Raw genomic sequence first — 23775 nt, 5'->3', positions numbered from 1 at the left:
CCGTCCGCGTATGGGCGCGCGGAGGGCCTACCGCACGGCCACCGCCCGCGCGATCTCCTGGGTGACCGAGCCGCCCCGGTCGTCGCGCGCGGAGGCCCGCAGCGAGACGTGCTCCGCGTCGCGCGGCACGCTCAGCGTCCCGTGCCAGGACGCCTCCCCCTCACCCTCGCGCAGCCGGACCTGGTGCCAGCTCCCCCCGTCGTCGTACGACACCTCCAGCTTCCCGCCGCCGATCGTCCCGGTGTCCGGGGCGCCCGCCACGTACTCCGCGCCGAGCCCGATCCGCAGCTTCTTCCCGCCGCGCACCGTGCCCGCGAGGTCGGTGTCCACGTCGAAGGAGAGGTTGATCAGCGGCAGGTAGGTCCAGCGGTCGTCCGGTGCGGCCGCCGACCGGAAGGTCCACTCCGCGTGGCCCTCGCTCGCGAGCGGCCAGCGCTTCGCGTCGAGCGCGGTGTCGGTGACGAGCCGGTACGTGTGCTCGTCGGCGGGCATGTCCCACGCGTAAACGGCGGAACCCGGCCCCTGGTCGACCAGTTCGCCGTCGAGGTACACCGACGTGGTCTGCGACATGCCGCTGCCCTCGCTCCAGACGTCGCCGAAGCCGGTGTGGTCGGGCCCCGAGTCGCCCCAGCCGGGCGCGTTGAACCGGAGCTGGTTCCCGGAGCGCTGCTGCCCCCAGCCGAGCCCGGTGCCGAGGTAGGGGTGCCACACCGGCTTGAACCAGTTCAGCTCCGCCCGCGAGCCGCCCCGGTACGCGGACAGTCCGCCGCGTTCCTCCAGCGCTCCGTCGGCGCTGGTCACGGTCTCGTGCCAGAGCTGGCCGGGTCCGGTGGACACGTACTCGGTGCGCTCGACGGGGTAGTCGATCCGCTCCCGGAAGCCGAGCCCGACCGGGAAGGTGTCGGTGAGCGAGTACCGGAACTCTCCGCCGCTCGACGGTTCGTCGCCGTGGTACTTGGTGTGCAGCACGGCCAGGTCGCGGTGGCCCGGCGCGTAGGTGAGGTCCCGGTCGGGCACGGCGCCCTCGTGTCCCTCGGACAGGTCGTACACATAGGGCGTGTCGCGGGTGCCGGTCATGTCGACCCGGCCGGCCCGGTGCAGCCGGCGGGCGTCGGCCGCGTCGACCGTGGCGATCTGCAGCGGCCGGTCCGCGTTGTCGTCCGTGCCCCACCACGCCATCAGCCGGCCGGGGGCGTCGTCGGTCACGAACAGCGCCTTGACGCCGGCGTCCTGCGCGGCCCGGGCGAGCGCCGCCGGTTCGGTCCCCTCGGTCAGCTCGGCGAGGACCGCCTTGCCGCGCACGCCGTCCGGGAAGGGCCCGTCACCGACGTCGACCAGCGGCAGCCGGGTGCGGCCCTCGATCAGGGTGCCCCCGGACTGGACGGTGGCCTCGCCGATCCCCTTCACCTCGAGGAGCGGCTTGCCGAGCCGCCACACGGTCCGGTACTCGAAGCCGCCCTCGGTGACCTTCTCCGTGGGCGCGGCGAAGACGCTGTCGTACGTCAGCGGCACCTGGACGGCGCCGAAGAGGTCGGAGCCGTTCGCGCTGCGGTCGTACTCCATGAGCAGCTGCCGCGTCTCGGTGGGCTTGCGGACGTCGGCGCTCAGCTCGCGCAGCTCACGTCCGTCCAGGGTGATCTCGCGGTCCCGGTCGACGACGACCTCCGGTGCGGCGAGGAAGCCCAGGCCGAGCGAGTCGGCGCCGTGGCTGCCGCGCACGTCGAGGAAGGACGTCAGGCTGTACGTGCCGGGCTTGAGCCGGAGCTCCAGGGTGCCGGACTCCCCGACGTGGGCCGGGACGGGGTCGATGCCCTCGGCGAGCTGCTGGACGGTCAGGTCGGCCGGCGTCGCGGCACCGGAGCGGTCCTTGACGTGCACCGTGAGCGTGTACCGCTCCTCCTCCTTGACCAGCCCGAACGCGGTGTGCGCGAGAGTGGTGCCGCTCGCGTCGGCCGCCACGATCCGCCCGCTCGTGGTGCCGACCGGCGCCTTCGCCCCGTCGCCGGTGACGGTGGTGGCGGCGGTGCCGTGCGCGGGCACGGTGAGGGTGGTGTCGGCGAGGGTGGCGACGCCCTCGGGGGCGCCCCGCACGGACAGCTTCAGCTCGACGTCCGCATCGGAGGAGTTGGTGTAGGTGACGGTCCTGGTGACCGGCTCCTCGGCGTCGTAGGGCCAGGAGTAGAAGCCCAGGTCGGCGCTGCCGGTGGCGGTGACGTCGGCGTGGACGGCGCCCGGCACGCTGACCCGGCCCGCGCCCAGTTGGTAGGCGGAGGCGTCCAGCTCCTTCGACGTGGACATCAGCGCGTCCTTGAGCCGCGCGCCGGTCCAGTCCGGGTGCTGCTCGGCGAGCAGGGCGGCCACACCGGCGATGTGCGGCGTCGCCATCGACGTACCGTCCATGCCGGTGTAGTCGCCGCTGCCCTCGGTGAGCCGGGACCGGGCGGCGAGGATGCCGACGCCCGGGGCCGACAGGTCGGGCTTGAGCGCGTTGTCGCCGTAGCGGGGCCCGGCGCTGGTGAACCAGGCCGCCTGGTCGGCGGAGTCCACGGCGCCCACGGTGAGGGCGGCGTCGGCCGCTCCGGGCGAGCCTATGGAGGAGGGGGTGCCGGTGTTCCCGGCCGCGATGACGAAGAGGGCGCCGGTCTCGCGGGAGAGGGTGTTGACGGCCTCGGCCATGGGGTCGGTGCCGTCGCTCGGCTCGGTCGAGCCGAGGCTCATCGAGACGATGTCGGCGTCCACGTCCCGGGCGGCCCACTCCATGCCGGCGATGATCTCGGACTCGCTGCCGAAGCCCTCGTCGGAGAGGACCTTGCCGACCGCCAGGGTGGCGCCGGGCGCTACGCCCTTCTCCTTGCCGTCTGAGGCGGCACCGCTGCCGCCCACGGTGGAGGTGACGTGCGTGCCGTGGCCGTTGCGGTCGGCGACCTCCTCGCCGGGGATGAAGCTCTTGCTCTGCGCGATCCGCCCCGCGAGGTCCGGATGCCCGGCGTCCACGCCGCTGTCCAGCACGGCCACGGTGACGCCCTTGCCGGTCAGCCCGGCCTCCCAGGCCTCGGGCGAGCCGATCTGCGCGTTGGACTCGGCCATGGAGGCGGTGACCCGCCCGTCGAGCCACACGCCGTCGATGCCGGCGCCGCGCCGGGTGAACTCCCGCCAGAAGGTCCGTCCCTTGTCGGCCTCGACGGCGGCCCCGCGCACGCTGGGCAGCGCCCGGGTCCGCTCGGCGCCCCTCGGGGTGGCGACCCGCGCGCTCTTGTCGTAGGTCACGATCAGCGGAAGCTCTCCGGTCTCGGTGTCGGCGAGGCCCTGCTCCAGCAGTTCGCCGACGTCGAAGAGCCGTTCGTCGAGGCTGCCGTCGCGCAGGTACGGCAGTGCCTCGTCCGGTACGACGACGGTCCGGCCGCCGGAGCTGCTGGTGCGCACGGCTCCGGTGGCGCCCTCGGGCCGGTCGACCGTGACGGTCTTCTTGCCGCCGTCGAGCTCGGTGACCGTCACCCGGTCGCCGGTGACGAGGGTGACGGTGCGGGCCGTGCCGGCCGCGGAGGCCGTGCGAGGGGTGCCGGCCGGGTCGGGCGGCGGCTCCTGCGCCGCCGCCGTCCCGGCCGGCAGCAGCGCGATCACGAGCCCCGCCGACAGGAGGGTCGCCCCACGTCTGACTGGTCCTGTGCTCATCCACGTCTCTCTTCGTGTCGTCGTAGAGTGCTCTGAGCAGTCTCAGGGGGCTTGCGGGGCAGGGGAGTTGGCCGGACGCGGCGGAAAGCTGCCCTGGCGGGTTCCCGCCAGTGGCGCGAGAGGCCGGCCAAGGGGCGGGACGCACAGCCTCGACGGGACGGGCACCCCGGCCGGACACCCCCCGTTCAGCGGCCCCCCGCCCGGCCCCCTCCAGCAGGCGCACGGACGTGTCGCCGCGCACGATCGGTGCCACAGGCCGGCCACCGGACGGCCCCGCCACGGTCCGCGCTCTCGGGAGGATTCGCCATGACCGCCAGTACTGCCAATACCGCCAGTCTGGAGGCGCTGCGCCGCTGCCACTTCGCCGTGGACCTGGGCGCGGCGCGGACCCGCGTGTACGTGAAGGGGGCGGGACTGGTCGTCGACCAGCCGTCCGCCGCGGCGGTCAACACCCGCACGGGCGCGCTCATCGCGGTCGGCGAGTTCGCGGAGAAGATGACGGGCCGCACCCCCGGGTACATCCGTGTCGTGCGTCCGGTCTCCGGCGGCACGGTCGTCGACATCGAGATGGCCCAGCGCATGCTGCGCCACCTGCTCGGCGACAAGATCCGGCGCGCCCTGCGCCGCAAGCCCCGGCTGCGGGCCGCCGTCTGCACCCCGCACGACGCGGACCCGCTGTCCCAGCGGGCGGCGATCGAGACGCTGGTCGGGCTCGGCGCGCGCCGGGTGGAACTCGTCGACACCCTCATCGCGGCGGCGGTCGGCTGCGGACTGCCCGTGGAGCGGCCCGAGGCGACCATGATCATGGTGTGCGGTGCGCACGCCACGCAGGTCGCGGTCCTCTCCCTCGGCTCGATCGTGACCGCGGAGCGCATCCCGGTCGGCGGCGAGGCCGTGGACCACGCGATCGTGCAGCTGCTGCGCCACCAGCACGAGCTGGTACTGCCCAGCCAGTCGGTACGCCCCTTGCAGCTCGCTCTGTCCGGCAACGGACTGACCCCGCAGGGACCGGCGTCCACCGAGATCCACGGCCGGGACGTGGCGACCGGCCTGGCGCGCAGTGTGCGGGTCGACACCGCCACGGTGCGCAACGCCATCCAGACGCCGCTGACGGCCGTGCTCGACGGCATCGGCAAGGTGCTGCGGGACTGCCCGCCGGATCTGGTCGCGGACCTGGCCGACCGCGGGATCATGATGGTCGGCGGCAGCGCGCTGCTGCCGGGCTTCGACCAGATGCTGCGTCAGGCCACCGGCATGCCGGTGCACATCGCGGAGCGGCCCGACGTGTGCGCCGTCCAGGGCCTCGGCAGCATGCTGGAGGGCCGGGTCGAGCCCCTCGTCCTCCACCCGACGACCTCGGACGCCGGTGTCGGCGCTGCCCGCTCAGGCTCCGCCACGGATGCCGGCCCGGACTCCGGCGCCGACTCCGGCTCCGGCTCCGGCACCGGCTGATCCGCCGCCGGACGCCCGAGGGGGGCCAGGACACCGGGGGCGGCAGGAAACCGAGGATGCCCGACGGATGACCGCGCAGCCCGCGCCCCGACTGACCCGTCTCCTCGAAGCGCTCCTGGGCGCCGGCACCGACCTCGATCTGCGCACCGTCCTGCGGCGCATCGTGGACGGCGCCGCAGAACTGACCGGCGCCGGCGGCGCGGCCCTGGTGGTCACCGACCCTCGCGAGGGCGGCATCGCCGGAATCCGTACCCCGGACCCGGGCCCGGAGCCCGCACCGCAGACGGCTCCCCTGCTGCGGGTGCCGGTCCACGTCCGGGACGAGGAGATCGGCGAGCTGCGGCTGACCGGGCGGCCCGGGTCGGGGCCGTTCACCGCCGAGGACGAGCAGGTGCTGCGGGTCCTGGCCGCCCAGGCCGGCATCTCGATCGGCAGCGCCCGGCTGTACGAGACGGCCCGGCAGCGTGAGCGCTGGATCGAGGGCGCGGCGGCCGTCACCACGGCGCTGCTCACCGAGGAGGGCACCGACGACGCGCTGACCACGGTGGCCGAACGGGCCCGGATGCTCGCCGACGCCTCGGCGGGCGTCATCCTGCACCCGACCGCCGAGGGCGGCATGGAGATCGTGACCGCCTCGACGCCCGACGATCCGGACGACATGGTCGGCGCCACCATCGCGCCGGGCAGCCCGGTCCTGGAGCAGCTCCTCGGCGGCGAGCCGGTGTTCCTCGACGACTCGGCGACCGACCCGCGCATGACCACCCGCGTACGGCACCGGTTCGGGCCGAGCATGATGCTGCCCCTGCAGGCGAGCGGCCGGCTCATCGGCACCCTCGCCCTGCCCCGCCGCCGCGGCGGACGCCCCTACACGGACGTGGAGCGGCTGCTCGCGACGCAGTTCGCCTCGCAGGCGGCGCTCGCCCTGGTCCTGGCCGACGCCCGCCGGGGCCGGGAGCGGCTGGCGGTCTACGAGGACCGCGACCGCATCGCCCGCGACCTGCACGACCTGGTGGTGCAGCGGCTGTTCGCCACCGGCATGATGCTGGAGTCCACGCGGCGCAGGCCCGGCGCGCGGGAGGTGGACGACATCCTCCGCCAGGCGGTGGACGAACTGCGCTCAACGGTCCGGGACGTCCGCACCACCATCCTCGCCCTCCAGCAGCCCCCGGCCGAACCGCCGACGGGGCTGCGGGGCCGGGTGCTGCGCGAGACCGCGGCCGCCGCCGCCCGGCTCGGCTTCGCCCCGTCCGCCCGCTTCCTGGGCGCCGTCGACACCCGCGTGCCCGGCCCGGTCGCCGACCGCCTGATCACCGCCCTGCGCCACGCGCTGGCGGAGGCGTGCGCCCGCGGGAACGTCTCGCGCGTCGAGATCGCCGTCGACGCGGCCGCCCCGCTCGCCGACGGCCGGGCCGGGGTGCGGCTGACCGTCTTCGACGACGGTACGGACGGGGACGGCGCGGGGGGCGTCGCCCCGGAGGGCGGCGGTACGGACGAATCCGCTGCGGACGCCGGCGCGGGGGTCGGTGGCGGGCGCCCTGGTGGAGGGACCACGGTGACGTGGTGGTCGCCGCTGTGAAGGCACGCACCGGGCGGGCCCTGGCGCCCGGCCCGGTTCACGGGTGGTGGGGACGGCCGGTACGGGTACCCGGACCGCGATCCCGCCGGGCAGGAGCTGGAGGAGGACCCGATGAGCGAGCCGACCCCGTCCCAGGCCGAGGGCGAACGCGACGACGACCAGAACGACGCACCGGAGGTGCCGCACACCACTCCCTCCCAGGCCGAGGGCGAACGCGACGAGGACGAGGGCGCGCCGGGGAGCCCGGGGGACCGGAAGCCGCCTCGCTGAGGCGGGCGGCGCCGCGGGCCGGCGTCGGCCGCCCCGTCGCCCATGGGCCGCCCCGGAGCCTCGCGGCCGGTCAGCCCGGCCCGGTCCCCCGCGCCAGCAGGTCGGCGAGACCTTCCGTCGGGAGCACCATGCCGACCGCGGCGCTGCTGTTGAGGTACAGGGCGTGACCGGCGGGGACACGGGTGAGCAGGATGCTGACCGGCAGGTTCTCGAAGGCGAGGCGGCCCGCGGCGTGGAGGTGGCGTGCGGAGGTGTAGACGGGGACCGCCGGGGTGCCGTCGGGGGCCGAGACCCGGACCGGTTCGCCGTCCGCGGTGACCAGAACGGCGACCTCGGCTCCGGACAGGGCCGCGGTGACGTCCTCGGCCGGGCCGTAGCCGGTGGTGGCGAGCTGGATGGCGCGGTCGATCTCGTCGGCGGGCTCGGGCCAGCCCATCGCCTCCGGGGAGGGCCGGTACTCCGGGTTGTCCTCCCACTCGACGATCGTGCCGTCGGAATCGGAACGCCACTGTCCGACCACGGCCCAGTCGGGCGGCGGCCCCTCGCCCCGCCAGGCGGGGTCGGGCAGGTAGAGCCAGTGATCGGGGGCGAGCCTGGCCGCCTCGACGTACTCCTGCGGGGGCTCGGGGTCCAGGGGGGCGGCGGGCGCCTGGGCGCCGGACTCACTCATCTCGTCGTCCTCTTGTCATCGTGTGCATCGGGAACACCGCCCCGGGTGGGCGTCGCGGCCCCGCCCGGCGCGGGGTCGGGGGCGTCGTCCGGCGCGGGCACACCTGCACCGTCCGCGGACACGCGGGGGTCGTCCCGGCGTGAAGTCGCGGTGCGCTCTGCCTTCAGCCGGTCGAGCAGGGCGCGGGCGTGTTCGTCCGGGAAGAGGCCCTCACGGGCCACGGAGGTCCGCAGCTCCTCCTCGGTCAGCGGGTAGACGTCCCAGTACCGGCCCCAGTTGTCGGAGTAGACCGAGGCCGCCCGGGGGTCGAACTCGTCCAGGGCCAGCTGGGCCCCGGTCATCACCTCGTGGAAGCTGTGGTGCCCCACGCCGACCAGGATGCTCGCCAGCCCGGCCCGGATGAGGCCGAGGTCCACCGGGACACCGGTGAGCCGGGTCAGCCGGGCCACGTGCGTGAGGATGCGGTAGGCGCTGCCCGAGGTACCGGTCAGCACCAGGCCCCCGGAGTCCTCGGAACGCGCCTGGAAGTCGGCGGCCATCGGCAGCGTGTGCTCCATGCCGGCGGGTGACCAGAGCAGCTCGCCGTCCCGGACCGCCCGCCGCCACTCGGCCGCGCTGAGCGGCGGAGCGACCTCGTCGGGGCGCAGCGGCGTACGCAGCATCGCCTCCAGGTCGTCCATCTCCTGCGCCTCGTCCTCGGGGTCCAGTTCCGCCGCGCGGAGTTCGGCGACCCTGCGCTCGTACTCCAGGAAGAGCTGGCTCTTGTGCCGGTCTCTGCGTTCCAGCGCGATCACCGGATGCTGGGGTTCGACGCCGCCCATGAGATGGGGGACGAGGTCCTTGGCGACGCCGTTGAACAGGAACGTGACCCGTTCCCGCAGGTTGCCGGAGTCCACGACGCGCGCGAGGGCCTCGTACCGCTGCCCGACGGCGCCGGCGGACATCTCGCTCCTGCTGCCGAACAGCCGGTAGTCGAGCCGGTTGTGCAGGGTGATGCTCCAAAAGGCCCGCACGACCTTGCCGATCTCGGCGTTGACCTGCTCGTTCTCCCCGAGGTGTGCGGCGAGCCGCTGCTCGAAGAGGAGGGCTTCCTGCGCGTAGCGGATGCGGGCCAGGACCCAGTCGGGCGCGGGACGGCCGTCCGCGCGTCCCTCCGCGTCGTCCGCCGTCGCCGCGTCGACGTCGGGGTCGGGGGCCGAGCCGGAGTCCGAGTCGTACGCCTCCCCTCCCGTGTCCGTGTCCGTGTCCGTGTCCTCGCTCAGGGTGAGGGCCGGGAACGACTCGAGGAGCGGGGCGGCGGCCCTGGCGAGCGGTGCCTGGACCGGGCGCGGCGCGTCGCCGGGGGACGTGGCCTGGGCCGGGCGGGCCTGCTCCCAGGCGCCGGCGTCCGGTACGTCGCCGTCGGGTGTCGCCCGCAGGGTCAGGACCGGCTCCCCCGAGGGGCCGGTCGGGGTCAGGTCCACCGGGAACTCCGTCCACCACACGGTGCGGCCCAGGCGCTGGGCCGCCCGCCCCGCGAGGTCGCCGGGGTCCCCGTCGGCGGACGAGAACGCGAGGACGACCGGTACGCTCAGTTCCTTACCGGTCAACGAGGCGTCGTGCGCCAGGAGTTCGAGGAACTCCCCGGCCGCCACCCGGTGCGTCTCCCCCTCGAAGGACAGCTCCAGCAGGTCGGGCGTCCTGCGGTCCGGGGTGACCCGTACGAGGTAGGGGGCGGGGCCCTCACGGTCCGCCCACGGCGCGTCCGCGACGCCGGAGGGCGTGTCGAACCGCGTCAGGTCGACCGTCGTCGGCGTCTGCTCGGCGGTGTAGTCCCGGCCGTCGCCGCTCTCACCGCCGTTCGCCGTCTCCACGTCGGTCGTGGCGTAGGCCCCCGACTCGTCCAGGTGGTAGGCGGCCGCCACGTCCGGGTCGGCGGCGTCACGGCCCGCGGCGAAGGCGCGGGTGAGCAGGTCGAGCAGCGTGTCGCGGTGGCCGGCGGGCCGGGTGCCGGGCGGCAGGTGGAGCACCTTGGACACACGCGCGTCCAGGTCCGTGCCGGGGGCGCTCAGGGTCTCCTCGGCCTTGACCCGGGCCCAGAACATCCGGGACCGCTCGGTCTCGCCCACCTCGTGCGGGCCGGTGAGGTCCAGGGCGGTGACGGCCTCGTCCCCGGGGTCGCCGTCCCGCATCCACCGGGCGGCCGCCTCGATCGCCGGCACCTCCACGAAACCGACCAGTTCGTCACCGGGCCACGCGGCCCAGTGCTCCGCCGCGGCGGCCAGCACGCGGCGCACGGCCGCCCGGTCCACCCCCGAGGCGGCCTCCGGGTGCGCGGCGACCACCCGGTTCAGCAGGTCCAGGGTGAACGGGCCGGCGTCGTCGAAGTCCGTGTCGCTGCGCCACATGTGGTCCACCGCGGCGACACCGCGCAGCAGTTCGCCGAAGTCGGCGGCGTCGTCCACGTCGTGGCCGAAGGTCAGCCGCAACGCCCGCACCAGGCGCAGCGTCCCGGCGCGCATCTCGTCGGAGACCTCGCCGTCACCGGAGGTCAGGCCCGCGACGGCCGCCAGCCGGTCGAGGTCGGCCTCCGAGGGGTCGGGCCGGAACAGGGCCCACGCCCGGTGGCGGCCCCGCGCGTCGGCGAACAGAGTCCGCGTGTAGCGGCCGTCGCTGCTCCGGGTGCCCTGCGCGCTGTACGACAGCCGCACGCTGCGGCCCGTGGAGTTGGCGAGCTGCTGGCCCATGGAGAGGCTGCTCAGCGGGTCGGGGACGAACGGTCCGGCGTAGGCGTCGCTCGCCGTGTTCGGCGCCGCCGGCACGGCGCGGTCCCGGGGGGCGCCGCTCCAGCAGACCACGAAGTCGATCCAGTGGTCCTTCGGCAGGCTCGACAGGCTCTTGCGGCGCCTGAGCCACCCTCCGGCCTCCCGCTCGTCGACCGGCCTGACGGTGCCGTCCCGCATCGCCAGGTGCAGGTGGCCGGGCGAGCCGTGCGCGTCCAGGCGGTAGGCGGTGTCCTCCGGGCCGGGCCGCGGCAGTTCCCGCTCGGCGGAGACCAGTCCGGTGGCCGGGTAGTAGTGGACGTACGTCGTCATCCGGTCCAGGTGCCGGTCGTCGTCCTCGAAGTCGGCCGCCCACTCGGCGGCGTGGTGCGAGGCCCGCCCGATCTGCCTGCCCGTCAGCGCGCTGACGATGGGCCGGGTGGCCACCCGGTGGTGCCACTCCGGTACGTCGTCGTCGGGCTCGGGTGCCAGGCCGGGCTCGCTCGCGGTCCAGTCGCCCTCGGGGGAGCCGGTGCGCCGGACCGTGTCGACGGTGCTCACGCCGCCGTCCGAACCGAGCGTCACCTCGCCGCTGTGCGCCCACACCGTCAGACCGGTGCGGTCCGCGAGCGTGCGCGGCAGGGCGAGGTACTGGTCGCCGGCGAAGGGCACGGCCAGCACGAGCGGGGTGTCCTTCGGCAGCCGCTCCCGTGCCACGTCCGCCGCCACCAGCTCCGTGAACTCGTCGACGTCCAGGTCCCGCGTCGTGCCGTCCGGCAGCAGCGCCCGCACCGCGTCGTGCCGCCCGCCGGCCGCCACGACGTAGGGGGTGATGCCGCGGGCCCAGGGGGTCTGCCGGGTCTCCGCGACGGTGCGGGGCCCCGGTCCGGTGTCCTCCAGTACGTCGCTGCGGGTGGGGTCCAGCTCGGCGGCCGCGGCGGCGTCCGGGTCCCAGTTGAGGCCGGGCACGCGGCGCCCCCCGGTGGTGAAGTGACGGCTCCGGGCCGGGTCGGTGACGCCCAGTTCGGCGAGGTGGTGGGCGGCCAGCGCGGCCAGGCTCGTCGCGTGTCCGGCCGCGGCGGCCCGGTTCACCAGCGCGAACAGGGCGTCGCGGGTTTCCGGGTCCACGGCCGTGCCCGGGTCGAGGTGCAGGACGCGGGCGGCGAGGGCGTCCACGTCCAGCGGGCGGTGGCGCAGCTCGCGGTCGCGGCGGCGCAGGGCGTCGAGGGTCTGCGTCGCGGTCGCGTCCGGCGCCTGGACGACGCGGATCGTCGCCTGCCGCCCCAGGTCGGCCCGGCCGGTTCCGGCGAGTTCGCCCGTGCCCGTCCAGTCGTCGGGTACGCGGGACACGGCCACCGCCTTGATGCGGAAGTCCTGGGCGGTCAGCCGGGGGGCGCCGGCGGGGAGGTCCCGCTGCGACCGCTCCAGCGCCTCGGTCAGCCGGCGCAGGAAGTGGTTGCGGGCGGCCGTCGCCCGTTTCAGGCCCCGGTTGCCCGGGCCGTCGGCCCCGTAGCCGGTGACCTCGACGCGCGGCGGGGCCCAGCCATTCGCGCGGTTGTGCAGCCCGGCGGCCGCCACCTGGTGCGCCAGCCGCTCGATGGTCTCCCGGCCGGCCGGCGAGGGAACCGTGGACTCCCGTGCGTAGGCCACGAGGCTCCGCCGGGGCAGGGACGAGGGCGACGGGGCTGCCGGGCCCGTGGACACGGGGTGGGCGGAGGGGCCGGGCGCGGGCGCGGAGGGCGGCGCGGGCGTGAGGGCGGGCGCCGAGGTCGGCTCCACCCCCTCCATGGGCTCCCCGGCTGACGAGCGCGCCCTGGCGGCGGCGAGCGGGACCTCCGCGGAGCCGGGGAGGCCGGTGGGGCCGGTGAGACCGGCGGGGTACCGGGCGAGCGGCGCCTCGGGCAGGGGCGGGGCGACGGGGCGCGGGCCCTCCTCGGGGCGGGCGGGGTCGGTGGGGCGGGCCTCCTGCCAGTCGGCGGCGGTCGGGGTGCCCGCGGTGACGAGCGACGGGACGAGTGTGGGCACCGAGGAGCCCGTGTCGTCCGTGCCGGAGAGCTCCGCCGGGTACCGGCTCCACCACACGCTGCGGCCGAGGCGCTGGGCGATCGTGTCCGCGACGCCGGGCGCGGGCCCGTCGATGCCGGTGAGCACCAGCAGGACGGGGACCGACAGGTCCCTGCGGTTGAGGTCGGGGTCGGCGGCGAGCAGTTCGGCGAACTCGGCGGCGGAGGTGTCCCGGAGGGTGCCGCCGGTGCTCACCTGGAGGCGGGTGCCGTCCTGGAGGTCGACGTGGGCCGCCACCAGGTACGGGACGGGACGGTTCCCGCCGTGGCCGTCCGGGCCGGCCCACGGCGCGTCGGCGAGTCCGGCCGGGGTCCTGACCCTGCCCACCTCGGGCAGCAGCGTCGTCGTGTCCCGCCAGTCGCGCCCGCCGCCGGACTCCGTGCCCATGGTCGTGAGCGTCGCGGTCCAGTCGAAGGCACCGCCGGTCTCCAGGGCGTAGGCGGCCGCCACGTCGGGGTCGGCCATGTCGCGGCCGGCCGCGAAGCCCCGAGTGAGCAGAGCCAGGGCCGACTCGTGCCCGGCACCGTCCACGTCGAGGGCCGGGTCGAGGTGGAGCACCCTCCTGGTGAGCGTGTCCGGTCCGGCCGCGGCCGAAGTCTCCACCGCCTTGACGCGGGCCCAGAACACGCGGGCCCGCTCGGCGGCGCCCACGTCCTCGGGGCCGGCGAGCCCCAGTGCGGCGACGGCCGTCGCGTCCACCGCCGCGGTGTCCCGGAGCCAGCGGGCCGCGGTGTGCGGTGCGGGCAGGTTCACGAAGCGGCTCAACGGTGCGCCCGGCGCGGCCTGCCACGCCTGCGCGGCCGCGTTCAGCACCCGGCGGACGGCGGCGCGGTCCGCTCCGGAGGCGGCCGACGGGTGGGCCGCGACGACCCGGTGCAGCAGGTCGAGCGAGAAGGGCCCGGCCGGGCCGAGGACCGGGTCGGCGGCGCGCATGGCGTCCAGCGCGGCCGCGCCGCGGAGCAGGTCCGGGTGGTCGGCGGCGTCCTCCGCGTCGGGTCCGAGGACGCGGCGCAGGGCCCGTACCAGGCGCAGGGTCGCGGCCCGGCCGGCCGGCGACGGCTCTCCCGGGAGACCGGCCCGGGCCGCCAGCCGGTCCAGCTCGGCCTCGCCCGGCTCCGGGCGGCTGGTCTCCCACCACCAGCGGCGTCCGCGGACGTCGGTCCACAGCAGGCGCGCGGGGTCGTCGCCGTGCGTGCCGGCGCCCTGCACGTTGTGGGAGAGGCGCACCGTGCGTCCCGTCACGTTGGCGAGGTGCTGCCCCAGCGAGACCGCGTCGTCGGCGAGCGGGTCGGCGGCGAACGGTGCGGCGCGGAAGAGGCCGCCGGCGGGCGGGCGGTCCTGGGTGGCGCTGTCCCGGGGGGCCGAGGAGTGACAGACCACCAGGTCGATCCAGTGGTCCTCGGGCAGGCTCGACAGGCTCTTGCGCCGCCGCAGCCACTCCCCCGCCTCGTGCCGGTCGGCCGGCCTCGATCCGCCGCCGGCCAGCGGGAGCAACAGCCGGCCGGGCAGACCGTGACCCGCCAGGTGGTACGCCTTGTCCTTGGGCCCGGGGTCGTCCAGCGGGAGCTTCGCGGAGTACGTACGGGTGGCCGGGTTGTAGTGGGCGTACACCGTCATCCGGTCGAGACGGCTGAAATGGTCCTCGCGCTCCACGAGTTCGCCGTCGTCGTGCAGGCTGCGGCCGATCTGCCGCCCCGTCAGGTCGCTGACGACGGGTTGGCTCAGGACGTCGCGGTGCCAGGCCGGGGCCGAGTCGTCGGCCTCGGGGGCGAGGCCCGGGGTGACCGCGAGCCAGGAGCCGTGCGGTTTGCCGTTGCGCCGGAGCACGGCGACGGTGGTGCCGGAGGCCGGGTCGGGGTGGCGCCGCGCCACTCCGGTGTGCACCCACACGGTGCGGCCGGTGCGGTCCGCGAGCGTGCGCGGCAGGTCAAGGTACCGGTCTCCGGCGAACGGCACGGCCAGCACGATCGGCGTCGCGTCGGGCATGGACCGCAACGCCGGGTCGGCCGCGACCAGTTCGGCGAACGCGTCGGCGTCGAGGTCGCGCGTCGTCCCGTCGGGCAGCGTCGCGGTCACCCTGTCGTGGCCCCCGTCGGCGAGGACGGCGTACGGGGTCGCGTCCCAGGGCCACGGGGCGAGGTCCGTCGTGCCCAGAGGGGTGCCCGGGACCGGCGGGGGCACGACGGTGCCCGTGCCGTCGGTCGGGATCTCCTCCACGAGCAGGCCGTTCAGCTCGGCGGTCTCGGGGCCGGTCCAGTTCAGGCCGGGCACGCGCGTCCCGCCGATGGCGAGGTGCCGGGTGCGGTCGGCCGCGAGGACGCCCTCCTCCGCGAGGTGGAAGGCGGTGAGCGCCGCCACGCTGGACGCCCGTCCGGCCTCGGCCGCCCGCCGCGCCATCGCGTACAGGTCCCTGCGCATCTCCGGGTCGACGAGGACGTACGGCGCCAGGCGGAGCACCCGCCGTGCGACCGCGTCCGCCTCGAACCCGCCCGAGCGCAGCACCGGGTCGTCGCGGCGCGCCGCGTCCAGGACCTCCACGGCCGCCGCGTGCCCCGGCGAGCCGACCGCGATCGTGGCCTGCCGGCCCAGCTCCGTACGCCCGACCCGGAGGGCCGGCGCCGTGGTGACCGTCCCGCCGGACAGCCGTGCGCGGCCGCGCGAGGTGACCGTGAAGTCCCGAGCGGTGAGCCGCGGCCGTCCCGCGGGGAGCCGGTTCTGGAGGGTGTCCAGGGCGGCGTCCAGTTCCCGGGTGAACAGTGCGCGGGCCGCCCGTGCGCGCTCGTCGCCGCGTCGCCGGGCGTCCTGCTCCCGCTGTCCCGCCGTACCGGCGCCCCGCGCGTCGGCGCCGTACCCGGCGATGTCGATCTTCGGCAGGGGCACCCCCGCGCGCCGGTTGCGCAGACCGGCCCGGGCCACGCGCCTCGCCAGCCGTGCGACGCCCTCGCGGGCGTCGGCCGAGGGGGTCGTCCCGGCCGGGTCGAAGGCCACGAGGCTCAGCCGGGGCAGGGGTGCGAGCGGCCTCGCGGGCGCGGCGGTGACCGGCGCGGCGAACACCGTCTGCCCGCCGGCCGTCTCCAGCCCGGTCGGGGCGGGGGCCGGGGCGGGTGGCTGCGTGCCGGGCGGGTCGCCGGAGGGGTCGGTGCCGACGAGGACCGGAGCGTCACCGGCGACGTCGGCACCCGTGAGGCCGAAGCCGCCGAGGTCCACGTCGGTGAGGCCGAAGTCGCCGGAGCCGAAGCCGTTGAAGTCGAAGTCACCGAGGTCGAAGCCGCCGAGATCGAGGCCGCCGAGGTCGAGGCCGGGGACCACGGCATCGGTGACGCCGGTCCGGTCGAGGTCCATCCCGTCCGGGCCGTCCACGCCGTCCGGCACGGACGGGTCGAAGCCGGGCAGGCCGGTGGAGTCCGGGGCGGGGCCGTCCGGGACGGCGGTGCCGGCGTCGGGCATGTCCGTGTCGGGCATGTCCGTGTCGGGCAGGTCGGTGCCCGACCCCGACTGGGCCGCGGGCGCCTGCCGTCGCGTCCCGGACGGCCCCGCCGGACGGACGCCCCTCGCCCCGGCGTCCGTCCCGGCGGCCCGTGCCGTGTCCCCGGGCGGGTGGGTGCCGGCCGCCCCGGCCGGGTCCTCCGCCGTGGTCCGCGCGTCGGGGCCGGGCGTCGTCCAGCGCGGGAGCAGGCCCAGCTTCCGGCGCAGGGTGTCGGCCGGTCCGGCGGCGGACCAGGCGTCCCCTCCCCCGGCCAGCACCCGGTCCGCGACCCGGCGCACCGCGTCGCGGAAGTCCTCGCCCGCGTAGCGGGAGTCGGCGAGTACGTCGTGCGGCTCGGCCGGCAGGACCAGGACGACGGCGGCGGACCAGGCGCGGGAGGCCTCGGCCTCGTCCGTGCCCTCGGGTACCGCGTCCGCGAAGCCGGCGTACGCCCGCGCCCACAGCCGCCGCGCGGCGTTCGCGGCGGCCTCCTCCGACGCGGCCGTCCAGGTGCCGGGGCCGGTCATCCGGACGCGGGCCAGGTCGAGCGGGGTCAGCGCGGACGCGGGCAGCCGGTCGTCGCCGCGCAGCGTCATCTCGGTGCGCTGCCCGACGGAGGGCGTGATCCCCGCCGCCTCCAGCTCGCCGAGGCCGACGGTCTCGTCCTCGGCCGGGGGCGGCGCCGCCGACGGCAGGTCCGCCTCGGTCACCCGGTCCGCGATCCGGCGGCGGGCCTCGGCGTCCCCCGGGACGGACGGGACCCCGGCGCTCTCCCCGGTCTCCCACCGGGCCCGCCGGGCCGCGCCGAGTGCCTCCGGGGCGACGCCCAGGGCCCGCAGCCGCGCCTCGGCGTCCTCCAGCCGGCGGCGCGCCGCGTCGGCCTCCGCCCGGGCGTCCGCGACGGCGGCCACGTCGCCACCGGTTCGCTGTGTCGTCGCGGCCGCGTCGTTCGCGGCGCCCAGCGCGGACAGGGCCCGCGCGTGGGCGTCCCAGGCCCCGGTGACGGCCTCGGTGGCGTCGGCGGCGTCAGGGACGACGGCGGTGGCGTCGGCGGCGTCAGGGACGACGGCGGTGGCGTCGGCGGGTGCGCCGCCGGACTCGGTGACGGGCCGCGCCGGCCCGTCCGTCCCCCGCGCCGCGGCGGAGTTGGCGGCGTTCGCGACGGGGTCCGTGGCGGGGCCCTCCGGGTCGCCCTTGGGACGGGCGGTCCGGTCCCAGGCGCCCGTCGGGGCCGGCTGCCCGTCGGGGCCGGGCAGCATCGCGACGGTGTACGTGCCGGTCGCCGGGTCGTGGTGGAGGGTGGTGGCACCGCGGGTGGCCCACCAGTTGCGCGCCGAGTTGCGGGCACCCTCGTCGGGGAGGCTGCCCGCGGACGGCCGGGTCCCGGCCGGGCTGCCGTGCGGGACCACCGCGACCACCTCGGTGTGGCCGGCCCTGCCGAGCAGCTCCGCGTCGCGGAAGACCAGTTCGCCGAACTGCCGGGCCGGCACCGCGGCCGGCAGCGGTCCCGGCAGCACCAGCCCGTCGGCGTCGCCGTCGGCGACGTAGACGAAGGGGGCCGGGCGGCCCGGCTGCGCCGCCCAGGGCGCGGGCTCGCTGCCGACCGGGACCAGGGAGCCGTCGGGTCCGTGCCCGAGGAGGGTGACCACGCTCGGGTCGAAGGTGCCCGGCGGCCGGTGGGTGCCGTCCAGTGCGCGGCCCCACGCCGTGCCGTCGGCGTTCGTCAGGAGCCGCTGCGGCGCCAGCGCGCCCTGCCGCTCCAGGTGGTGGGCGGCCAGTTCGTGGATGCGCCGCGGGTCGCGGCCGACGGCCGCCGCCTGCCGCGCCACGGTCACCGCCTCGCCGAACCGCGTCGGGTCGGGGGCGGGCAGGTGCAGCACCGCGGCGGTGAACGCGCCCCGGTCCACCCGGCTCGTCACCAGGGCGACCTTGAACGACGCCCACACCAGCCGGGAGAGCTCGCTCTCGCCCACCGGTGCCGTGGCGTCGAGTCCCAGGATCTGCCGGGCCAGGTGCTCGCGCTGCGGGGACGCGGGGAGACCCGCCAGCAGGTGGGCCAGGTGCGGCAGGGCGAGCCAGTCGCCCAGGGGGCCCGGCCGGCCGGCGTCGAGACGTGCGGCGGCCTCGGTGAGCAGGCGGCGGTGGTCGTCCGCGGTGACGGGCGGTACCGGCCCCGGGGCGTGTGCGGCCGAGCGGTGCCGGGCGAGGATCTGCTCGTACAGGTCCAGGGTGAACCGGCGTGCCCCGTCGCGGTTCAGGGCGGGGTCCGCCCGGTGCATCAGGTCGAGGGCGCCCATGCCGCGCAGCAGTCGCGGGTACGCGGCACTCTCGTCGACCTCGGGGCCGAAGACCTCGCGCAACGCCCGCACGAGTCGCAGGGTCCGCTCGCGCTCGGGATCCGGGACGGGGCCCGCGCCCGTGTGGAGGCCGGCCGTGCGGGCCCGCAGGTCGAGCGCGTCTCCGGCCGGCTCGGGCCGGAACATGACCCACGGGTGGGCGTGGCCGCGGGCGTCGGTCAGGAGGTTGACGTACGACTGGGGGTCGTTGGGCCGGGCCGGGCCGACCGAGTTCGACAGGACGGTCGCGAACACGGTGCGGCCCGTCTCGTTGGCCATGTGCTGGCCGGTCGCGACGACCGCGAGGGGGTCGGGCACGAACGGCAGCGGTCCGGCGACGTCGCCCCCGAGGACGCCGCCGATGCCGGGGCGGGCCGCGGCGTAGCAGATGAGCGGCACCACGGGGTGTCCGGGGGCGAGCGAGGCGAGGCTGCGGCGGCGGGCGAGGGTCCGGGCGAACCGCGGGCCGTCGTCCTCCCGCGGCCCCTGCGGGGTGTGCCACACGACGCTGCCCGGCGCCCCGTGGTTGTTGGGGAAGTACGGTGCCGGCAGGCCGAGTCGCACCCAGGGCAGGGGGGCGGGGGTGCTGCCGTGGTCGTAGCCGCTGCGCAGGTGGGTGTAGGAGGTGACGGACCCGAGGCGGCTGTGTTCCAGCGTCCGGGACCAGCCGCCGTCCGGCTCCCGGGCGAGGTCCATCGAGAGGTAGCCGGTGGACCGGTGCCCGTCGTGGGCGACGGGGACGGCGGTGACCCGGTCGTCCGCCGTCCCCGCGGGTCCGTCGGCCGCGACGGCGGGCGTGCTGACGATCCACTGGCCGCGGGGCGCCCGTCCCTCGTCGTCGAGGAGCAGGAGCCTCGAACGGTCCGGGCTGCTCGGGAGGTGTCCGATGCCCGCCCGGCCGGTGGCGGCCCACACCTCGCGGCCGAGCCGGTCGGCCAGACCGCGCGGCAGCTCCGGGGGCGCGGCGCCGGACTGTCCGGCGTGGAGCAGCACCGCGCCCGGACGGCCGGCCAGGTCCCGGTCGAGGGCCATCAGTTCGTACAGCACCTCGGGCGGCACGGACCGCGTGAACCCGCCGAGCCCGCGCACCACGGTCCCCTCGCCCCGGCCGGCGGTCAGGACGAGGTACGGGCCGGGGTCGCCCGGCGCGGGACGCCACGGCGCGTCCTCGGCGCCGCTGTCCGCCGTCGTGCCGTCGGGGGTGCGCCGGACCCGGCCGGTGCTGTCCGCGTCGAAGTCGGCCGGCAGGGCGCGGCCGGTCCAGTTCCGGCCGCGCGGGCGGCCCTGGGCGTCGGTGATCCGGAAGTCGGGGTGGAAGGCGCCGCGGTGGGCCAGGTAGTGGGCGGACAGCGCGGCCGGGGAGGCCACCCGCGCCGACGAGGGAACCGTCATCAGCCGTATCAGGGCGCCGCGGGCCGCGGCGTTCACCGGCTCCGCGGGGTCGAGCAGCAGCGCCCGGCGGACCATCGCGTCCAGGTCCAGGAAGCCGCCGCGCAGCGCGGGGTCGGCCACCCGCAGCCGGTCCAGCCGCTCCAGGGCGTCGGCGGCCCGTTCCCGGTCGACGTCGCCGAGGGCGCCCAGGCCGTACAGCGCGTCCAGGAGCCCTTCGCGATGCCGTTCGGCCTCGTCGGACGTCACGTCCTGGAGCGTGACGACGCCCGGGGAGGAGCCGGGGCCGGTCGCGGGGGCGTCGAGCGGGTTGGTGCGCTGCGGCACCGTGAGGTCCGGCGCCTGTGGCCGGGGCTGCTGCTGCGGCGGCTGCTGCTGCTGCGACTGCGGCTGGGGCTGGGACCGGGGGCGGTTGAGGCCGGTGGTGGCGGGCCGGGTGTGGACGGGGCGCGCCGGTGCCGGGCGGTGCGGCAGGCCGGTACCGGTCCGGGCCGGCGGGAGGGACCGTCCTTCGAGTTCGTCGAGCAGGGCCCGGGCGTGCTCGTCGGGGAAACGCCCGTCACGGGCGACGTTCTCCCGCAGCTCCTGCTCGCCGAAGGGGTGGATGTTCCAGTAGCGGCCCCAGTTGTCCGTGTAGTCGAGGGCCGGGTCGTGGCCGGGCACGTCGTTCAGTGCCAGCTGGGCGCCGCGCATCACCTCGTGGAAGGTGTGGTGGTCCACCGTGAGGGAGACGGCCAGCATGCCGGCCCGGATCAGGCCGAGGTCGAGGTCGACGCCCCACTGCTCCCGCATCCGGGCGGCGTGCAGCATGAAGCGGTACGTGGATCCGGCGGTGCCGGTCGCCACCAGGCCGCCGGACGCCTCCGAACGCTGCTGGAAGCCGGCGCTCATCGCGAGGTCGTACAGGGACGTCGCCGGCAGCCAGGTCAGGCCGTGCTCGTTGACCGCGAAGCGCCGCTCGGCCTCGCTGAGCGGCGGGCGCGCGTCCTGCGGGCGGGTGCCGATCGTCACCGACCGCTCCAGCTCCTCGACCGCCGCCCTCTTCTGCTCGGGGTCCAGGTCCGGCCGGGCGAGGATCTCCTTGGCGCGCCGCTCGAACTCGGCGTGGGTCTCGCGCTGCCGCCGGCTCGGCCGCTCCTCGGCGATCTCGGGGGGCTGCTGCTCCCTGCCGCCGAGCATCATGGGCACGAAGTCGCTGGAGATGCCCTCGTAGAGCAGCGCCACCAGCTCGCGCAGGTTGCCCCCGCGCAGCACCTGCTGCAGCGCCTGGCGGGAGGTGCCGACGACGCCGGCCTTGTACTTGCTGGTGTCGCCGAACGCGTCGAGGCTGCGGGGGTGCCGCTCGCGCGCCGCCTTCCAGGCCGCGTTCGCCATCTTCCGGTACTCGGCGACGACGGCCTCGCGCTCGGCCAGGTACTCGCCCAGCCGCTTGTCGAAGGCGAGGGACTCCTCGGCGTAGCGGATGCGCGCCATGACCCACGGCGGCGCGGCGCTGTTCCGCTGCTCCGGGCCCGGCTGCGGGGAGCGGCTGCGCGCGCGGGAGGCGGAACCGGCGGGGGACGCGGTCCGCGCGGGGCCGGTCCCCTCGCGCGAAGCGGTCTCCTCGTGCGCGGCGGTCTGCCCGGGGCCGGGCGCCGCGGGCCGCGCGGCCGCCGGGGCACCGGCCGTCGGGTGCGGGACCGCGGCGCCGGCGGGCGTTGTGGGCTCGGCCCGGCGGTGGTCGTCGATGTCGACGCTCACCACGCGCCCGGCGTCGGGGTCCGTGGCTCCGCGTACCCGCTTGGCCTCCAGGGTGAGCTCGAAGTCCCGTACGGCGAGGGGGGTCCCGGTGCTCCCCTGCTGGGACGCGGCGAGGATCCGGGAGAGCCGGGCGCCGAGCGCCCCGCGGACGGCCTCGGCCCGCTTGCGGGCGACGGCCTGCGAGCGGTTGCCGTGCCCGGTGACGGTGACCGCCGGCGCCGGCAGCCCGTGGGCGCGGTTCCACAGGCCCGTGCGGGCCAGGGTCCGGGCCAGAGCGTCGATCGTGCCGTCGGCGTCCGCGGGGAGGCCGTGCTGCTCGCGGGCGAAGCGGATCGTCCGCTGGTGGGGGCGCGGGGCGTGACCGTGCAGGACCACCATCGTCAGCGGGTTGGCCGTCGCGGGCGCCTCCTGCGACAGCAGCGCGGCGTTGACCTCGTGCGCCGACTCCCCCGGCCGCTTGCTGTACGCCCGGAAGAACCACAGGTCCTTGGGGTCGGGCAGCGGCGCGGCGGCCCGCACCGCCTCCCTGGCGCGGGCGCGCGCCCGGTCCGCCTCGCGCAGCGCCAGGGCGTGTTCGGGGCGGTCCTCGTCGAAGTAGAACGGGATCTGCTCGGCGTCGTGGACCTCGGCCAGGGCCCTGGCCGCCCGCGCGAGGTCGGCCGAACGGGCCGTCCGCTCCGCGTCCGTGCCCTCGCGCTCCGCCTCGGCCAGGCGCCGCTCGGCGGCCTCGGCCAGCCGTCTCAGGCCGTCGCCGCCGTGCCGGTCGAGGTTCTCCTCGACGATCGCGTCCAGTTCGGCGTCCGTGACCGGACCGCGGGAGTGGGTCTCGTTCTCCAGCGTGATCTGGTGGGTGCCGTCCTCGCTGGCGAGGACGACCTGCGCGAAGTGGTACGGGGCGTGCGGGCCGACCCGGTCGCCGGGCTTGGCGTGGTTGTGGGTGAACAGCTGCGCGCCGCTGTCGTTGGTGGTGCTGACCGACTGGACCAGGTAGCCCTCGCCGACGCCCGCCCAGGCGTGCTCGTTGACGCCGATGCGCCGCGCGGCCGCGGCCAGCCGGCCGCGCCGGGGGTTGTCCGCCGGTACGTGGCTCAGGGCGCCGCCGTAGCGCTCGCCGGGGGTGGGGGCGCCGACGACACCGCCGGTGAACCGCGGGTCGCGGCCGGTCTGGCGGGCGGCCCAGCGCGGGGTGACCTCGTCGGCGGGGCGGCTGCCCTCGGCGACCTCCGCCAGGGCCTCGGCCAGGTGGTGGGTGCCGGTGACCTCCCGGCCGTGCTGTCCGTTCACGGGGGCGGTGGCGACGACGTCGTCGGCGGGACCGCGGAAGGCGACGTGGGACAGGGGCGCGGACCCGATGCCGGCCAGCATCTGGGCGAAGTCGCGCGTGAAGGCGTGCTCCGAGGCGCCGGACGGGGTGAGGAACTCGGGCTCGACGCGGAACAGGGGGGCGCCGTACGAGCCGTCCTCGCGCGGGAGCAGGACGCCCGTCGACTCGTCGGCCTTCAGCCGCAGGCCCGCCCCCGCGGCGGCCAGCCGTGCCGAGGAGGCGTCGATCGCCGCGCGGGTGGCGTACACCTGGCGGCCGCGGCCGGTCGTGTGCTCGCCGTCGGCGGGCAGGGCCAGGGTGCGGTCCTCGGAGACGTGCAGCGGCGGCCGGTCGGCCATCGGGACGGTGCCGTGGTCCTGGCTCGGCAGGAGCAGCGCGTCGGAGCCGTCGCCGGTGCCGCCGCCGACGGGTACCTCGGCGACGCGGCGCGGGAGCGGCCGGGTGAACAGGACGCCGGTGCCGCGCTTGTCGATGACGCCGTAGTCGCGGGTGATCAGCGGCCGGGTGCGGCGTGCGTCGATCCGTCGTTCGAGGACGAGTTCGTCGGCGAGGCGGTCGAACTCCGCGTCTCCGTCGCTGCTGGAGCGCTCGCTGTCGTCGTCGTGTCCGGCGTCGCTCTCGCCGTCGCTGCTCAGGTCGCGGGCCCCCGGGAGGCCGTCTCGCTCCGAGGGGTCGACCGGCACCCAGCCCGCGCCGGTGTCGCCGTCGCGCAGGTCCAGGGCGAGGCGGGACCCCGCCGTGGGGTGCGTGGCCACGGTGACCGGTGCCTCGGGGCGCCAGACGCGCCGGCCCGTGGTGCCGGCGACGAGGACGGCGAGGGGCTCGGCGATCCGCGGGGGCAGGGCCAGGACGATGTCCGCGCCGCGGGGCCGCCGGTCGTCGTAGGAGATGAGCATCGCGAGTTCGTCGAGGCGGGTCACCCGGAAGGTCCGGCCCGGCATGAGGGACACCTCGACGGCCCCGTCGACCGCTTGGGCGACGACCGTGTAGGGGTTGTGCCACGGTGCGGGCCGCTCGACGACCCGGCCGGTGCCGCGCAGGAGGTAGGAGCCGGGGGCGGGGGCGGGCCGACCCG

6 protein-coding genes (1 of these 6 cut by a window edge) are annotated in these 23775 nt (G+C 76.7%); 3 read left to right on the top strand and 3 right to left on the bottom strand.

Going from position 1 to position 23775, the window contains the following annotated elements; translation table 11 throughout:
* Window positions 1–27: 27 nt before the first annotated feature.
* Entirely contained in the window at window positions 28–3672 is a 3645-nt protein-coding gene (locus tag NI25_RS26895) for a S8 family serine peptidase (RefSeq protein WP_061444902.1), read from the bottom strand.
* A gap of 306 nt (window positions 3673–3978) precedes the next feature.
* On the opposite strand from NI25_RS26895, the gene NI25_RS26890 reads away from it, so the two are divergent.
* The 3 genes from NI25_RS26890 to NI25_RS39805 all read left to right on the top strand — a co-directional run bounded on the left by NI25_RS26890 (window position 3979) and on the right by NI25_RS39805 (window position 6970).
* Entirely contained in the window at window positions 3979–5124 is a 1146-nt protein-coding gene (locus NI25_RS26890) for a rod shape-determining protein (protein ID WP_061444901.1), read from the top strand.
* 67 nt (window positions 5125–5191) lie between these two features.
* On the top strand, window positions 5192–6700 hold the full coding sequence (locus NI25_RS26885; protein WP_061444900.1) for a GAF domain-containing protein: 1509 nt from the start codon (window positions 5192–5194) through the stop codon (window positions 6698–6700).
* A 111-nt stretch (window positions 6701–6811) separates the two neighbouring features.
* Window positions 6812–6970, top strand: coding sequence for a hypothetical protein (locus tag NI25_RS39805; protein WP_199561034.1), 159 nt, complete (start codon window positions 6812–6814; stop codon window positions 6968–6970).
* Window positions 6971–7040: 70 nt separating this feature from the next.
* Here NI25_RS39805 and NI25_RS26880 read toward each other — a convergent pair whose 3' ends face one another.
* Together NI25_RS26880 and NI25_RS26875 are read right to left on the bottom strand one after the other, a co-directional pair.
* Window positions 7041–7640, bottom strand: coding sequence for a type VII secretion system-associated protein (locus tag NI25_RS26880; protein WP_061444899.1), 600 nt, complete (start codon window positions 7638–7640; stop codon window positions 7041–7043).
* A protein-coding gene (locus NI25_RS26875; protein ID WP_061444898.1) for a lonely Cys domain-containing protein crosses the window boundary here: on the bottom strand, window positions 7637–23775 show its 3' portion. It continues 13483 nt past the right edge of the window; only the last 16139 of its 29622 coding nucleotides appear in the window; the start codon falls outside the window, past its right edge; its stop codon occupies window positions 7637–7639. Before NI25_RS26875 ends, NI25_RS26880 begins: the two co-directional genes overlap by 4 nt.

Origin of the sequence: Streptomyces sp. CCM_MD2014 (assembly GCF_000772045.1) — a bacterium.
GTDB classification, from domain to species: domain Bacteria; phylum Actinomycetota; class Actinomycetes; order Streptomycetales; family Streptomycetaceae; genus Streptomyces; species Streptomyces salinarius.
This window is presented reverse-complemented; position numbering and strand designations above follow the sequence as displayed.

What these genes read in the sequence shown, in the direction of transcription:
- NI25_RS26895 (WP_061444902.1), bottom strand. Translation starts at nt 3,672, where the DNA reads ATGAGCACAGGACCAGTCAGACGTGGGGCGACCCTCCTGTCGGCGGGG.
- NI25_RS26890 (WP_061444901.1), top strand. Translation starts at nt 3,979, where the DNA reads ATGACCGCCAGTACTGCCAATACCGCCAGTCTGGAGGCGCTGCGCCGC.
- NI25_RS26885 (WP_061444900.1), top strand. Translation starts at nt 5,192, where the DNA reads ATGACCGCGCAGCCCGCGCCCCGACTGACCCGTCTCCTCGAAGCGCTC.
- NI25_RS39805 (WP_199561034.1), top strand. Translation starts at nt 6,812, where the DNA reads ATGAGCGAGCCGACCCCGTCCCAGGCCGAGGGCGAACGCGACGACGAC.
- NI25_RS26880 (WP_061444899.1), bottom strand. Translation starts at nt 7,640, where the DNA reads ATGAGTGAGTCCGGCGCCCAGGCGCCCGCCGCCCCCCTGGACCCCGAG.